Below are 14,901 nucleotides of genomic sequence, written 5' to 3'. Positions count from 1 at the left end.
GATTTGCCAACATTTAAAATAAGGCACCTGAAATTAAGTCTTAAAAATATATCAATTCTGCTCTATGTAATTGCATTAATCTTACCCTGTTTTGTTGGGGCAGAAGGACTCTTGGGTATTATGGCGTTACTTTTGGGATGGATGGGTGTAATGTCACTAGATGTTTTTGTCGGTTTACCATGGTTGGCAAATCTACTATTTTTCGTTTCTATGATGTTTTATATGCTTAATAAAAAAACAAAGATTGTATTAACGTTATTGGCAATTGTCTTTGGATTATTCACTTTAGGAATAAAAAAAATTCCAGCCGATGAAGGTGGTGCATATTATACCGTTTCTGTTGGTTTAGGTTTTGTGTTTTGGATGTCAAGTTTTATCATTTTACTCATTTCCCATATTAGAGAGAAGTCAGCCTAGCCAAATAATCAAAATGTGGGCCATCCATAAGCTTTTCGCAATACAATCCAACACTTTGGCAGGCCGCATTCAAAGTATCAAAATCGAGATATAACCATTTCATAGGTAATTCTGTTTCACCTTTATAACTCAAGTAATAGTCGAGCTCACCATAATAGCGACTATTAAGATCTTGCCAAAAACCTCCATCATCATCTTCGTACATATACGCAATGTCTGAAGAGTCCATGAGAATTTGACCCTCAGGGTTCAAAAGTGATTTAAGATGTTTCAGGTATTTCGAAACTTGAGACAACTCCTGAAATATTCCGCTACCATTCATCAGTAAAAGAATGGTATCATAAGAATTAGTTTCTTCTAGTATAGCTCTGTGGTACGTATCTAGAACACCGCGTTGTTCCGAAACCTTGATGGCGCCCTCAGAATTATCAATCGCAGTCACCTTCAGTCCTTCATTTTGTAACCAAAGTGAATGACTTCCTGAACCGCAGCCTACATCAAGAACATGACCTTTACTATGCTGAAGGGCTTTTTGTTCAAGTATTGGCATTTCAGAATAGCTTCTAAATAAATAGGGAAGAGGTAAAACATCTTTGTCTGAAATATGAGTCCAGGTGACAATATCTTCAGAATAATCGCCATTCTGATAATCCATTAAAGCTTTTCCGAAGATATCTTTCATTATAAAATTGTTATAACAGACTTGATTCAATTTCCCTTTCTCGTTATCTTTACATTTATGCAAGACCAAATCCAAAATTTACCTAAGCGCGCCAAAGATAAGCATAAGGAAAATAAAGCCTTCTTTGCAAAACTTAGGAAAAAGCCACCCAAACAATTAGATTATTTAATGCAAGAGCTTCATGAAGATGAATTTGAGCGTACCGATTGTTTAGAATGCGCAAACTGTTGTAAAACCACTGGGCCATTATTTACAGACAAGGATATCGATCGTATTGCAAAGTTCTTTAAAATGAAACCTCAAAAGTTTATTGAAACCTATTTACGCGTAGATGAAGAGAACGATTTTGTCTTAAAGTCAGTGCCGTGTACTTTTTTGGGTGCAGATAATTATTGTTCAATTTACGATGTGAGACCTAAAGCATGTAGAGAATTTCCTCATACCGATCGAAAAAAATTTCAACAAATATCTAATTTAACCTTGAAAAATGTTGCTATTTGCCCGGCTGCTTTCAACATTGTAGAAAACATGAAAAAACGAATTTCAGTATAGCAATCAGGATTCGGAATAATTTTTGATAGACTATTGAAAACCACAATTACCATGAAACAACGTCTCTTAATCATCTTCTTCGTTCTATTTGCCATTAATCTTACTTCTGCACAAGCCTGGATGACCAATCTAGAGATTGCCCAACGATTAGCTTTAGTTCAGAATAAAATGGTGTTAATGGTATGGGAAGAGACGACCAGCTATGAATATCCTGTCTTAGTCAAAGATAAAAAAGGGCGTACCATATTTATCAATAATTTATTCGAAGACGAATATATTAGTCCATTGATTTGGGAGCATTTTGTACCTGTAATTGTGAGTGAAGATCGCTACGCCGATCTGTATGAAAAGATAAAGGGCAAACGCAGTCAGAAATACATCGATAAGTTTAATGACGATACCATTAAGATTATGGATGTTAATGGCAATATCGTTAATACCGATTATTTGGTTGAAGACTTTCAGAACGTTACAAATATTATCAATCAATATGCTTTTGATACATCATTTTTAGAAGAAGAATTAAATAATTATAGAAAGGACAAGAACTTTTTTTCTGCCTATTATTTAGCTTCAAAGTATTTAGATATTGCGCTCTATACAGGGCGGAAAGTAAGATCTAATATTGTCGAATTATCAAACATATATCTAGATGAGGCAAAGGCACTAGTTGTTGAACAGGAGATTAAAGAGAGAGACGCCTTAAGACAACGCTGTGAGCTTCTTAAATTGCAGGAATTTATATTACTAAGGCGCCCTAAAAAAGCAGTAAGAGCACTTAAAAAAATTGATGAGGAAACTATTGCCGAAAGCAATAAATCTTTCGTCGCATTTTTGTATTACACGGCTTACATGAGTATGGATAAGTATGACGATGCCGAGCCATGGAAATCTAAAATATCTTCACTAAATTTGAAAAAAGCACAAAAGCTTATAAATCTCAACACCTAGACCTTTGGAAAGCATTGTTACTTATTTTGAAACCATTCCGTCCTTACATAGAAGCTTAATTTTAGTTGGTGGCCTCACCTTTTTTTGGTTACTAGAAAGCGGTTTACCGCTTTTCAAATTTAAATACAATAAGTGGCGACATGCATTACCAAATCTGTTCTTTACATTAACTACCGTCATCATCAATTTTGCTTTGGCATTTTTGTTAGTAGGATCGGCAGATTGGGTTGCAGCAAATGACTTCGGAATGATCAATTGGATGTTTCCTAATTCCCAACCCTTATGGCTTTATGTGTTGTTAGGCGTTTTATTCCTTGATTTTTTTGGTGCTTATTTAGCACATTTTGTTGAACATAAAGTAAAGCCACTCTGGATGGTGCATTTGGTGCACCACACAGATCATAAAGTAGATACTACCACAGCCAACAGACATCACCCAATCGAAAGTTTAATACGCTTTACGTTCACTTTGGCTGGAGTATTTATTGTAGGAACACCAATAGCCATCGTAATGCTATATCAGGCGCTATCATTGATTTTTACGCAATTCACACATGCTAATCTTAAAATGTCTAAAGGCTTTGATAAACTTTTAAGTTATGTGATCGTTTCTCCAGACATGCATAAAATTCACCATCATTATCGTTTGCCCTATACCGATTCTAATTATGGAAATATTTTCAGTATTTGGGATCGCATCTTCGGAACCTACATGTACATGGATCGCGAGAAACTGGTGTATGGTGTAGATGTTTTTCCTGATGAGCAAAAGAATACACATATTGGTGAATTGTTGAAACAACCTTTTCAGAAGTATGAAAAACCTACGTTTTCGCCAGACGCTCAGAAATAGTTGTGTTTTACTAATAATCGGTTTTCTTGTGAGTTGTAATCCTAAAAAACATGTCGACATTCAAGGGCATCGCGGTTGCAGAGGACTACTTCCTGAAAACTCACTTCCAGCATTTGAAAAAGCTATTGATCTCGGTGTACATACTTTAGAACTAGATATTGCTATTACAAAAGATCGAAAGGTTGTTGTATCTCACGAACCATTTATGAGCAGAACCATTTGTTACGATCCTGAAGGGAATAACATTCCTGAAGAAATGGATATGGCGTACAATCTTTTTGAGATGACACATGATGAAATCAAACGATTTGATTGTGGTTCTAAATTTCACTCGAAGTTTTCTAATCAAGAAAAAATAAAGACGTACAAACCACTTTTATCCGAAGTTTTTGAATTGGTGAAAGCGAAAAAAGCCGATGTGAAATTCAATATTGAAATAAAATCCAAGCCAAGCTATTACGGCATTTATACGCCACAGCCGAACGACTATGTCAAAATTGTAATCGATGAGATAAATACCTATGATATGTTTGAATTTGTGAATCTTCAATCCTTTGATCTCAATATTCTCGAAGAGATAAAGAAGCAATCACCTAATATGCCAGTAGCCTTACTGATCGATGAAGATGAATCGATAAATACTAAGCTGTCACAACTTTCTTATAAACCTGAAATTATTAGTCCATATTTCAAATTATTATCCCAAGAAGAAACACAAAAATTCCAATCGGAAGGTTACCTTATTATTCCCTGGACGGTCAATGAATCAGCCGATATGAAGACCATGCTCAGTTGGAAAGTAGACGGAATTATTACGGACTACCCAGATAGATTGATCGCTCTATTGACCAATTAAGGTTTTCAACACCTTATTAACATAAAAATGTTGTTCCTCTGATTTCTGTGTAGTTTATGGATTTTTTATAGCCTCATGCCTTTATCCAATTATGTTTGTGACGGATTGATTAATTACTGTTGAGCTAAACACCCTTATGTTTAATGTAACGCTTTGCTGTATTGAAAAATTTAATCCGCATTTTCCTCATCGTTATCCTCATCTTTTTGTTGAGCTTTACACTTAAAGCACAAGAGCGTATTAAGCTCGAAAAAAACAGAAACATTCAAGCTAAAAATCTGATCCATAAATTAAATGAGACCAAGGATACTTTAATTCTTCAAAGTGATCAAAAGATCAATTATCTGTACTCTATTAATAAAGATTATGGAAGAGATTTCGAAATCAATGTAGACACAACCTACTTTGAATTTCCTTTAAATAAACTAGCTATTGGTAAACATGTTCTGGTGGCTGTGCAATCGCCTAAACGTATCGTTTTTGTAGTTAAAGTATTTGAGGAAATCCCAAGTCCGGAGCCAGTTAAATTAGTTCAAAATGAAAGTGTAGCCATCGAACCTAAAGGGGTCGTTACAACTAAAAGCCACTAGTTATAGAGCAGGTATTTTGTTCTCATGGTCTTATAAGAATTCAAATCCTTTTGCCAACTTTTTTTAATTTCAGCCTCACTCATTCCAGCTTCTATTTGCTCTTGTAATTTAGCAGTACCAGCATGTTTTGTAAAGTTTGAAGTATTAAAAACCTTCGATTTATCTTTGGCATTAGTATAGGCATCAATAATATATTTCAGAGTAAATTTACGTTCTGCTTCAACCTGAGATAAATCAGCGCCGTAACAAATCTCATTTTGATGTTTTGGATATTTAGAACCAAAATTCGGAATTGGTGTATAACTAAAGTTGTAATGTTCTTTATCTAAAAACGGAGCACCATAGCGTTGGAACTGAAATTCAGTACCTCGACCGGCATTAATATTTGTGCCCTCAAATAACCCAAGACTTGGATATAATGTGATGGCTTGGTCATTGGGTAAATTGGGTGAAGGCCTAATGGGTAAGCTATACGAACTATTATGATCGTAATTCTTTAGACCAATAATTGTAATATCACAAGTAATACCATCCTTTAGCCAGCGCTCCCCATTGATCATTTGCGCATATTCACCTATAGTCATCCCATGAACTAATGGAATGGTGTGCATCCCTAGAAAGCTGCTGTGTTCTTTTTCTAGTACTGGTCCATCTACATAATTTCCGTTTGGGTTTGGGCGATCAAATATGAGCAATGGCACATCATTTTCAGCACAAGCCTCCATCACATAATGTAAAGTAGAAATATAGGTGTAAAACCGAACACCCACATCCTGAATATCAAAAACGACAACATCTAAATCTTTCAGTTGCTCATCAGTAGGCTTTTTGTGCTTTCCATGAAGCGAGAAAATTGGTAATCCGGTTTTGGTATCAGCACCATCTTTTACATTTTCTCCTGCGTCTGCTTTTCCTCTAAAACCATGCTCTGGAGAGAAGACTTTAGTAACGGTTATCTGATGCTTTAATAATGAATCGACAAGATGAACATTTGAAGATTTTGTAAATATTACAGATGTCTGATTGGCAACAATCCCAACACGTTTTGCCTTAAGCAATGGTAAATAACGTTCAGTTTGATTGGCACCAACAATAATTGGTTGTTCTTTCTGTTCTAGTTCATTAAGTTCGTCATTTGTGGTACTTTCATTTTTAGTTTTAGAAGCACAAGCAATGGCTACCAGAACAAATAATAAAACTGTATTTTTGAAAACCTTAAAACGCATATTTCGGTTTTGAATTTTGAGTTGTTTATAGCTAAACGCATTATTGGCAATAAAGCGTATAAAAGTAGTGTTTCGGCACCAATAATTAAAATTGGTATTGCTGCAATTGCAATTGGTATAATTGTGATGCTTGTTGCTATTGCTACAGGTTTAGGCTTGCAACAAAAGATCAGGGATAAGGTAGTGGCCTTTAATGGTCATATTGAAATTTCTAATTACGATACGAATGCTTCAGACGAATCTCAGGTTCCAATTTCATTAGATCAAGATTTTTACCCAAACTTTACAGCACTTGAAGGTGTAAAACATATTCAGGCTATAGCAACCAAATTTGCTGTGATCAGAACTGAAACTGATTTTGAAGGCGTGGTTGTAAAGGGCGTAGGTGCTGATTATGACTGGACGTATTTTAAGGAATTTCTCATCGAAGGGCGTTTGCCTGATTTCTCAGGAAAACGTAATGAAGAAATCTTAATTTCGAGCTATTTGGCCAATCGGTTGAATTTCAAATTAGGCAATAAATTTCAAACACTATTTGGAGATAACCTCAATTCTAGACCTCGAATCATGAATTATGAGATCGTAGGAATTTACAATTCGGGCTTTCAAGAGTTGGATGAAAAATTCTGTATTGCCGATCTGAGACATATCCAACGCTTAAATAAGTGGGAAAATAATGAGGTTGGCAGTTTTGAAGTTTTTGTCGATGACTTTTCAGAATTAGAAAACCTTACCATACAAGTCGATAGAGAGATAGGTTCTTTACTGAATGCAACTCCTGTTAATCGCAAGTTTTTTACAGTTTTTGAGTGGATAAAGATTTTTGATAATAACACCTACGGTATTATCGCTATAATGATCATTGTTGCTGGGATTAATATGATCACAGCACTATTAGTGCTTATCCTTGAGCGGACAAGTATGATCGGTATTTTGAAAGCTCTTGGAAGTTCTGATTGGACCATTAGAAAGGTCTTTTTATACAATGCATCTTATTTAATTGGTTTAGGATTACTATGGGGAAATATCATTGGGCTAGGCTTACTTTTTGCGCAAAAATATTTCAAATTATTTCCTCTAAATCCTGATACTTACTATGTGAGTGAAGCACCTGTATACATTAGTTTAGATTACATTATAATACTCAATATTGGGACATTTCTCGCGTGTTTATTAATGCTTTTGATTCCTTCAGTAATTATTGCAAAGATTTCGCCAGTAAAGGCGATTCGTTTCGATTGATTTATTATTTCTGAAACATAACTCACTTTTAACTTTGTACTTCTCACATTTGCCGTAAATTTGCGCAGCAAAAATATTCTATGGATTACGCAGAAAATATACTTGGGACAATTGGTAATACACCTTTAGTGAAAATGAACAAATTAGTCGAAGAACTACCTTGTTTAGTATTGGCCAAATATGAAACCTTTAACCCTGGTAACTCAGTGAAAGATCGTATGGCTCTACAAATGGTTGAAGATGCTGAAGCCGATGGACGATTGAAACCAGGAGGAACCATTGTGGAAGGCACATCTGGTAATACTGGGATGGGTTTAGCGCTAGCCGGCGTGGTAAAAGGTTACAAATGTATTTTCGTTACAACAGATAAACAGTCTAAAGAAAAGATAGACATTCTTAGAGCTCTAGGAGCACAAGTTGAGGTTTGCCCGACCGATGTTGCGCCCGATGACCCAAGAAGTTATTATTCGGTATCTAAGCGATTAGGTGAAGAAATTCCGAATGCGTGGTATGTAAATCAGTACGATAATCCTAGTAACACCAAAGGACATTATAAAACTACTGGTCCAGAAATATGGGAACAAACCGATGGTAAAGTCACGCATTTTGTTGTTGGTGTTGGTACTGGTGGAACAATTTCTGGCGTTGGTACTTACCTCAAGGAGAAAAACCCTAACATTAAAGTTTGGGGCATAGATACTTACGGATCGGTGTTTAAGAAATACCACGAAACGGGTATTTTTGACGAGAACGAGATTTACCCATATGTAACCGAAGGTATTGGTGAAGACATCCTACCTGCTAATGTAAATTTTGATGTCATCGATGGCTTTACAAAAGTAACCGATAAAGATGCTGCGGTTTACACACAGCGATTAGCTAAAGAGGAAGGCATGTTTTTAGGTAATTCTGCCGGAGCAGCTATAAAAGGTGTGCTTCAGTTGAAGGAACATTTTGGTCCAGACGATGTAGTGGTGGTGTTATTCCATGACCATGGTAGTCGTTATGTTGGCAAAATGTTTAATGACGACTGGATGCGCGAGATGGGATATATCGACTAAATCTCCTATTTTATTTATTGTAAGAAATATACTACATTTGTGTAGTAATATTTCAATTCATTTCCGTGTATGCAAGAAGATTTTCTTCATTACATCTGGAAGCATAGTGCATTTTCTAATCCAATTCTGTACACCTATGAAGGTCAGGTTTTGACTATTCAAAACTTGGGTCAACATAATTTTAATTCTGGACCAGATTTCTTTAATGCTCAAATTCGTATTGATGAACAGCTATGGGCTGGAAATGTTGAAATTCATGTAAAATCTTCAGATTGGTATTTGCACAATCATCAATCAGATATGGCCTATGATAATGTTATTCTACATGTAGTATGGGAGTATGATGCGGCTATTTTCAGAAGAGATAATACCGAAATACCAACTTTAGAACTCAAGAATTTAGTAGAAGAAAATCTATATTCAAACTATAAGAAATTGATGCAATCCAAAACTTGGATCAACTGCGAAAAGGACTTTCATAGTATAGATGAATTCCATCTCAACAATTGGTTAGAACGGTTGTATGTTGAACGACTCGAAAGGAAATTTAATGAGATCTCACTTCTCTTGAGTGAATCTCGGAATGATTGGGAGGCCGTTTTGTTCAAAATGCTTTTGAAGAATTTTGGACTAAGAGTAAATAGCGATGCTTTTCTGAGTATTGCAAACTCAATTGATTATTCGGCTGTAAGAAAACTACAATACGAAGTTACTGATCTTGAGGCCTTATTATTTGGGCAAGCCAGATTGCTTATTGATGATATTGAAGACTATTATTACAAGTGTTTACAAGAACGCTATAAATTTCTGAAACGAAAATTTAAACTTGAAAACGATAGTGTAATTCAAGTAAAATATTTTAGGTTGAGGCCAGCAAATTTCCCAACAATTCGATTATCACAGTTTGCAAGCCTTTATAGCAAAGAACGTCAGCTTTTTTCAAAGTTAATTCAGTTAGAAAAGAAAGACGAATTGTATGATCTTTTTAGTTATGGTGTCTCAGACTTTTGGAAATCACATTATACGTTTAATACAAAATCAGGGACTTCAACAAAAACAATCACTCGGTCGTTAATAGACTTAATAGTGATTAATACAATTATTCCATTAAAATTCTGCTATCATAAACTACACAGTAATACCATGGATGAGGTTTTACTCGATTTAGCCAGAGAAATTTCACTCGAAAACAATACCATTGTAAATAAGTTTTTCGATTTAAGACCCATGGCTAAAAACGCTCTCACATCTCAAGGATTGTTAGAATTAAAACAAAATTATTGCGATAAAAATAAATGTTTACAATGTGCTGTTGGGAATCGTCTAATCGTTAAAAATTGAGTAAATTTGAATACCGTTTAACAATTGGAATTTAAATATCAACGGATGAATTTATTCTATACTTTGTTACATTATTTTCAGAAGCGAGGTTATTATGTGTGCCAGCGTATTGCGGATCGATTAGGAATAAGAGCAAAAATTGTTAGAACATCCTTCATTTATTTAACCTTTGTTACCTTAGGTTTTGGTTTTGCATTGTATTTATTCTTAGCTTTCTGGATACGAATTAAAGATATAATTTACACTAAACGCTCTTCGGTATTTGATCTTTAGGCCTATGAATAACCGTCTGATAAAACTATTTAGATCTAAAATCTATACGGCATTTTTGCTGCTATTCTTAGTTTTGTGTATTGGTGTTTTAGGGTATAGATATATTTCGGACTACACTTGGATTGACGCCATGTATATGACGGTTATTACGATTACGACTGTCGGTTTCGAGGAAGTTCAACCTTTAGATGTACCAGCAAAAATATTTACCATTTTTTTAATTTTAACCAGTATCGTAATTGTTGGTTACGCGATATCAATTATCACCGAGTATATTTTAAGTAAAAACAATTTTGAAGACATAAAACAACGTAAGATGCAAAAGGAAATTGAATCCATGTCTAACCATATTATTATTTGTGGATTTGGACGTAACGGACGGCAAGCGGCTAAAAAATTACAAGACTATGGAAAACCCTTTGTAATAATTGAACGTAATAAAGAAATTGTAGAACGTCTATTAGATGACGGAATACCTCATGTATTCGGAAATGCCAATGAAGATGAAACTCTAATTGAGGCTGGAATTGAACGCGCAAGTACATTAATAAGTGCCTTACCCAGTGATGCCGACAATTTGTTTGTAGTCCTATCCGCAAGACAAATTAATGCTTCACTTGGAATTATAAGTAGAGCCTCCCAAGAGACGTCATACAACAAGCTTAAATTAGCTGGTGCCAATAATGTGATTCTACCAGATAAGATTGGTGGTGATCATATGGCTTCGTTGGTTGTAATACCTGATCTTGTAGAATTTATAGATAATCTGGGAATTGTCGGCGAACAAAATATCAATATTGAAGAAGTTAAAGTTGAACAATTGTATAATGCCAGCGAAGTAAAAACCATTCGGCAATTAGATCTTAGAAAAAAAACCGGTTGTACCGTAATTGGGTTTAAAGGTGTTAATGGCGAATACATAGTTAATCCTGAGGCAAATACTAAATTAGTTGCAGGTTCTAAAATTGTAGTTTTGGGCCGTCCTGAACAAATTAAAAGCTTGAATTCTCAATACAATATTGAACAAGAGACCTAGTCTTTTAACGTCTCTGACTTTAAAAAATCATTTTTTTTTAGCATCTTGTCGGCTGTTTAAAATAACATCTAACTAATAATAACTCTCATGAAGAAATATCTTCTATCTATTTTTGCACTTTTATTACCACTATTAAATTTTGCTCAAGAAGCTCAAGAAATGGGTATTGACGAAAAGATTGACCAAGCATTCGGTAATGCAACAGGTTGGTTTGTAAATGCCATTTTTTATCAAATTGATTTTGGAGGCGGTGTAAGAGTATTTTGGGTGTTATTTCCCTTAATAATAGGAGCAACTTATTTTACCTTCTATTTCAAGCTGATTAATTTCAGAGGTTTCTTTACCTCCATAAATATCGTTAGAGGTAAATACGATGATATAGATGACCACGGCTCATTAATTGCTGCCGGAGATTCTACGCCAGGTGGTGATATTATCGAAACCATAGCAGTTGAAGACCATGAAGGCGAAGTATCGCACTTCCAGGCATTAACAGCAGCGTTGTCAGCAACTGTTGGTTTAGGAAATATTGCAGGTGTTGCTATTGCCGTTTCAATTGGTGGAGCAGGAGCAACATTCTGGATGATCATTGCCGGTCTTCTAGGTATGGCTTCAAAATTTGTAGAATGTACCTTAGGTGTAAAATACCGTGATATAGCCGAAGACGGAACCGTTTATGGTGGTCCGATGTATTACCTTACTAAAGGACTAAAATCAAAAGGATTTACAGGCTTAGGTAAGGTATTAGCAGGATTATTTGCCGTATTTGTTATTGGTGGATCTTTTGGTGGTGGAAATATGTTCCAGGTAAATCAGGCTTTTCAGTTAGTTCAAAATATAACTGGTGGTGAGAATTCAGTACTCGACGGTTACGGTTGGGCCTTCGGAATAGTGATGGCTATCCTTGTAGGTATTGTAATCATCGGTGGAATAAAGAAAATTGCTAAAGTAACAGATAAGATCGTACCATTTATGGTTGCTATATATGTAGCGGCTTCGTTATTTGTAATCTTTGCTAATTTTAATATGATTGGTGATGCTTTTGCGCAGATTTTTAATGGAGCTTTCAGTCCTGAAGGTGTTGCTGGTGGTGCAATAGGGGTGTTAGTTCAAGGATTTAGAAGGGCGGCATTCTCAAATGAAGCAGGTGTTGGATCTGCATCTATTGCACATTCAGCGGTAAAGACAAAATACGCGGCAAGTGAAGGAATGGTTGCATTATTAGAGCCGTTCATTGATACGGTTGTTGTATGTACAATGACTGCTTTAGTGTTAATCATTACAGGAAATGTAACAGCAGCTAACGCTGGCTTAAACGACGCTCAGGCCATCTTATTAACTTCAGGTGCATTTGAATCTGCAATCTCATGGTTCCCTTATGTACTAACGGTAGCGGTAGTTTTATTCGCATTTAGTACAATGATATCTTGGTCTTACTACGGTTTCCAAGGATGGGCCTATTTATTCGGAAGATCAAAGAAAATGGAATATACCTATAAAGTAATCTTCTGTATTTTCGTTGTGATTGGCGCTGCGGCAAGTTTAGGATCAGTAATTGGATTCTCCGACGCGATGATCTTTGCTATGATGGTTCCAAACATGATCGGATTAGTAATACTAGCACCAAAAGTAAGGGACGAACTCAAAAAATATATGACAGCCATAAAGGAGAGGAAGGCTTAAAGAATTTAAATAACATTATGAAATCCCATTTCCAGTTTACGAATCAACAACGAAATGGGATTTTTCTTTTAATCACCATTATCATTGCCTTGCAATGCATTTACGCGTTTGTAGATATACCCGATAGGAGTGAAGCATTAAATAATGAAAAGCTAGATGCTTTCAGAAGAGAGATAGATTCTATCAAAGTAGCTAAGCTCGAAAAGAGTAAACCAAAAATCTACCCTTTCAATCCAAATTTTATCACCGACTATAAAGGGTACACGCTAGGAATGACCAATCATGAAATTGATAGGCTTCATGCGTTTAGAGAAAAAGATCAGTGGATCAATTCTTCAAAACAATTTCAAGCGGTGACTAAAATTTCAGATTCATTGTTGAACGAGATCTCACCTTATTTTAAATTTCCCAAATGGGTAACACAGTCAAGATCTAATTCAAATAAAAACTATTCAAATAATAGTGAGCCAAAGTCATTCGAACAAAAAATTGATTTAAATACAGCAACTGCTGCTCAACTTCAAAAGATATATGGAATTGGTGAAAAGCTTTCTGAACGAATTATCAATTACCGCAATAGGCATGAGGGAGGATTTGTTGACATCATTGAACTCACTGAAGTTTATGGGTTAACAACTGAAGTGATTGAGCGCGTAAAAAAAGAATTTGTTGTTAAAACTCCACGTGTAATTAAGCAATACAACCTGAATACAGCGACCAGAGATGAATTGGTAAACATCAAATACATTGACTATGAAGTCGCTAACAATATTATTGAAGAACGTACACTTAGAGATGGCTTCAAATCTGTGGAAGAATTAACAAAAGTTGAAGATTTTCCCTTAAATAAGATCGAGATAATTAAGTTATATTTGCAGTTGTAAAAAAATTGCGAATTATCATTTATGTATTTTACAGAAGAACATAATCTATTTAGAGAAAGTCTAAGAGAGTTTTTACAGAAAGAAGTTGTTCCTCATATTGAGAAATGGGAAGAAACAGGGAACATAGAACGCTTCATCTGGAAAAAGTTTGGAGATATGGGCTACTTCGGTTTAGCCTATCCTGAAGAATATGGCGGACTGGATTTAGATCTATTCTATACCGTTATTTTATTAGAAGAATTACAGCGTATTAACTCAGGAGGATTTGCTGCTGCTATTTGGGCACATGCATACTTGGCGATGACGCACCTAAATGCAGAAGGTGACGAAAACATAAAGTCGACTTACTTAGCCGATAGTATTACCGGTGATAAAATTGGTTGTCTTTGTATTACGGAACCTTTTGGAGGTAGTGATGTTGCAGGGATGAGAACCACGGCTGTGAAAAAGGGTGATACCTATGTAATAAATGGTTCAAAAACTTTTATAACGAATGGAGTGAGTAGCGATTACTTAGTGGTAGCCGCTAAAACCAATCCAGAATTAGGAAATAAAGGTATCAGCATATTTTTAATGGATAGAGAAACACCAGGAATCTCTGCGACTAAATTAGATAAGCTTGGTTGGAGAGCATCAGATACTGGTGAAATCGCTTTCGATAATGTAGAAATCCCAGCTTCAAATTTAATGGGAGAGGAGAACCAAGGTTTTCCTTATATCATGCAACATTTTGCCCTAGAGCGATTAATTATGGGAATCAATGCCCATGCAAGGGCTGAATACGCATTAGAATATGCCAAGCAATATATGAGCGAGCGTACTGCCTTCGGAAAATCTATAGACCAATTTCAGGCTTTACGACATACATTCGCTGATTGCACAACACAAATGGAAATTTGTAAGCAGTTCAACTATTATGTAGCTAAACGATTAGACAAAGGTGACTATGTGGTGAAAGAAGCTACAATGTCTAAGTTGCAATCTACTAAAATGGCTGATGACGTCATTTATCAATGTTTGCAGTTTTTAGGTGGATACGGCTATATGGAAGAATATCCATTGGCTCGAATGTTTCGAGATAGCCGTTTAGGACCTATCGGTGGAGGTACCTCAGAGATTCTTAAAGAGATCATCGCAAAAATGGTAATAGACAATAAAGACTACAAGCCTGCAACCTAATTTGTAGATAATAAATATTTAAAATCCTGCTTCGTGCAGGATTTTTTGTTTGTTTCAAAAAAGGTTATATTTATT

At 35.5% G+C, this 14,901-nt stretch carries 16 protein-coding genes; 14 read left to right on the top strand and 2 right to left on the bottom strand.

Going from position 1 to position 14,901, the window contains the following annotated elements:
• Positions 1–3 precede the first annotated feature (3 nt).
• Complete coding sequence (locus DDY94_RS11840; RefSeq protein WP_157957309.1) at positions 4–417, top strand: hypothetical protein; 414 nt, start codon at positions 4–6, stop codon at positions 415–417.
• On the opposite strand, the gene DDY94_RS11835 is transcribed toward DDY94_RS11840, so the two are convergent.
• The gene (locus DDY94_RS11835) at positions 398–1,099 is read right to left on the bottom strand and encodes a class I SAM-dependent methyltransferase (protein WP_111684333.1); all 702 of its coding nucleotides are present in this window, start codon (positions 1,097–1,099) and stop codon (positions 398–400) included. The two genes, DDY94_RS11840 and DDY94_RS11835, sit on opposite strands and share 20 nt — an antisense overlap.
• A gap of 57 nt (positions 1,100–1,156) precedes the next feature.
• Here DDY94_RS11835 and DDY94_RS11830 point away from each other — a divergent pair, with 57 nt between their 5' ends.
• From DDY94_RS11830 to DDY94_RS11810, 5 genes are all read left to right on the top strand, one after another.
• Entirely contained in the window at positions 1,157–1,651 is a 495-nt protein-coding gene (locus tag DDY94_RS11830) for a YkgJ family cysteine cluster protein (protein WP_111684332.1), read from the top strand.
• 51 nt (positions 1,652–1,702) lie between these two features.
• The gene (locus DDY94_RS11825; protein WP_111684331.1) at positions 1,703–2,602 is read left to right on the top strand and encodes a hypothetical protein; all 900 of its coding nucleotides are present in this window, start codon (positions 1,703–1,705) and stop codon (positions 2,600–2,602) included.
• Between the two features lie 4 nt (positions 2,603–2,606).
• The gene (locus tag DDY94_RS11820; protein WP_111684330.1) at positions 2,607–3,455 is read left to right on the top strand and encodes a sterol desaturase family protein; all 849 of its coding nucleotides are present in this window, start codon (positions 2,607–2,609) and stop codon (positions 3,453–3,455) included.
• 28 nt (positions 3,456–3,483) lie between these two features.
• Entirely contained in the window at positions 3,484–4,311 is an 828-nt protein-coding gene (locus DDY94_RS11815; protein WP_232817867.1) for a glycerophosphodiester phosphodiesterase family protein, read from the top strand.
• A 161-nt stretch (positions 4,312–4,472) separates the two neighbouring features.
• Positions 4,473–4,901 carry a hypothetical protein gene (locus tag DDY94_RS11810; protein ID WP_111684328.1) on the top strand — a complete coding sequence of 143 codons (429 nt, stop codon included), beginning with the start codon at positions 4,473–4,475 and terminating at the stop codon, positions 4,899–4,901.
• Here the strand turns inward: DDY94_RS11810 and DDY94_RS11805 are convergent.
• The gene (locus DDY94_RS11805; RefSeq protein WP_111684327.1) at positions 4,898–6,127 is read right to left on the bottom strand and encodes an exo-beta-N-acetylmuramidase NamZ family protein; all 1,230 of its coding nucleotides are present in this window, start codon (positions 6,125–6,127) and stop codon (positions 4,898–4,900) included. The genes DDY94_RS11810 and DDY94_RS11805 overlap by 4 nt on opposite strands.
• A gap of 9 nt (positions 6,128–6,136) precedes the next feature.
• Here DDY94_RS11805 and DDY94_RS11800 point away from each other — a divergent pair, with 9 nt between their 5' ends.
• The 8 genes from DDY94_RS11800 (at position 6,137) to DDY94_RS11765 (ending at position 14,826) form a co-directional block, all read left to right on the top strand.
• Complete coding sequence (locus tag DDY94_RS11800; protein ID WP_111684326.1) at positions 6,137–7,369, top strand: ABC transporter permease; 1,233 nt, start codon at positions 6,137–6,139, stop codon at positions 7,367–7,369.
• Positions 7,370–7,449: 80 nt separating this feature from the next.
• On the top strand, positions 7,450–8,430 hold the full coding sequence (locus tag DDY94_RS11795) for a PLP-dependent cysteine synthase family protein (RefSeq protein ID WP_111684325.1): 981 nt from the start codon (positions 7,450–7,452) through the stop codon (positions 8,428–8,430).
• A 69-nt stretch (positions 8,431–8,499) separates the two neighbouring features.
• Positions 8,500–9,771 carry a DUF2851 family protein gene (locus DDY94_RS11790; protein ID WP_111684324.1) on the top strand — a complete coding sequence of 424 codons (1,272 nt, stop codon included), beginning with the start codon at positions 8,500–8,502 and terminating at the stop codon, positions 9,769–9,771.
• A 45-nt stretch (positions 9,772–9,816) separates the two neighbouring features.
• Complete coding sequence (locus DDY94_RS11785) at positions 9,817–10,044, top strand: PspC domain-containing protein (RefSeq protein WP_111684323.1); 228 nt, start codon at positions 9,817–9,819, stop codon at positions 10,042–10,044.
• Between the two features lie 4 nt (positions 10,045–10,048).
• The gene (locus DDY94_RS11780) at positions 10,049–11,080 is read left to right on the top strand and encodes a potassium channel family protein (RefSeq protein ID WP_111684322.1); all 1,032 of its coding nucleotides are present in this window, start codon (positions 10,049–10,051) and stop codon (positions 11,078–11,080) included.
• A gap of 87 nt (positions 11,081–11,167) precedes the next feature.
• On the top strand, positions 11,168–12,763 hold the full coding sequence (locus tag DDY94_RS11775) for an alanine/glycine:cation symporter family protein (protein ID WP_111684321.1): 1,596 nt from the start codon (positions 11,168–11,170) through the stop codon (positions 12,761–12,763).
• A 17-nt stretch (positions 12,764–12,780) separates the two neighbouring features.
• Complete coding sequence (locus DDY94_RS11770; RefSeq protein WP_111684320.1) at positions 12,781–13,647, top strand: ComEA family DNA-binding protein; 867 nt, start codon at positions 12,781–12,783, stop codon at positions 13,645–13,647.
• A 21-nt stretch (positions 13,648–13,668) separates the two neighbouring features.
• Positions 13,669–14,826 (top strand): acyl-CoA dehydrogenase family protein, encoded by a 1,158-nt coding sequence (locus DDY94_RS11765; RefSeq protein WP_111684319.1) that lies wholly within the window; start codon positions 13,669–13,671, stop codon positions 14,824–14,826.
• The last annotated feature ends 75 nt before the right edge of the window (positions 14,827–14,901 follow it).

Source organism: Winogradskyella tangerina, from assembly GCF_003260205.1.
GTDB classification, from domain to species: domain Bacteria; phylum Bacteroidota; class Bacteroidia; order Flavobacteriales; family Flavobacteriaceae; genus Winogradskyella; species Winogradskyella tangerina.
This window is presented reverse-complemented; position numbering and strand designations above follow the sequence as displayed.

Coding starts and splice junctions, on each gene's coding strand:
- DDY94_RS11835 (WP_111684333.1), bottom strand. CDS start 1,099: ATGAAAGATATCTTCGGAAAAGCTTTAATGGATTATCAGAATGGCGAT.
- DDY94_RS11830 (WP_111684332.1), top strand. CDS start 1,157: ATGCAAGACCAAATCCAAAATTTACCTAAGCGCGCCAAAGATAAGCAT.
- DDY94_RS11825 (WP_111684331.1), top strand. CDS start 1,703: ATGAAACAACGTCTCTTAATCATCTTCTTCGTTCTATTTGCCATTAAT.
- DDY94_RS11805 (WP_111684327.1), bottom strand. CDS start 6,127: ATGCGTTTTAAGGTTTTCAAAAATACAGTTTTATTATTTGTTCTGGTA.
- DDY94_RS11795 (WP_111684325.1), top strand. CDS start 7,450: ATGGATTACGCAGAAAATATACTTGGGACAATTGGTAATACACCTTTA.
- DDY94_RS11790 (WP_111684324.1), top strand. CDS start 8,500: ATGCAAGAAGATTTTCTTCATTACATCTGGAAGCATAGTGCATTTTCT.
- DDY94_RS11785 (WP_111684323.1), top strand. CDS start 9,817: ATGAATTTATTCTATACTTTGTTACATTATTTTCAGAAGCGAGGTTAT.
- DDY94_RS11780 (WP_111684322.1), top strand. CDS start 10,049: ATGAATAACCGTCTGATAAAACTATTTAGATCTAAAATCTATACGGCA.
- DDY94_RS11775 (WP_111684321.1), top strand. CDS start 11,168: ATGAAGAAATATCTTCTATCTATTTTTGCACTTTTATTACCACTATTA.
- DDY94_RS11770 (WP_111684320.1), top strand. CDS start 12,781: ATGAAATCCCATTTCCAGTTTACGAATCAACAACGAAATGGGATTTTT.
- DDY94_RS11765 (WP_111684319.1), top strand. CDS start 13,669: ATGTATTTTACAGAAGAACATAATCTATTTAGAGAAAGTCTAAGAGAG.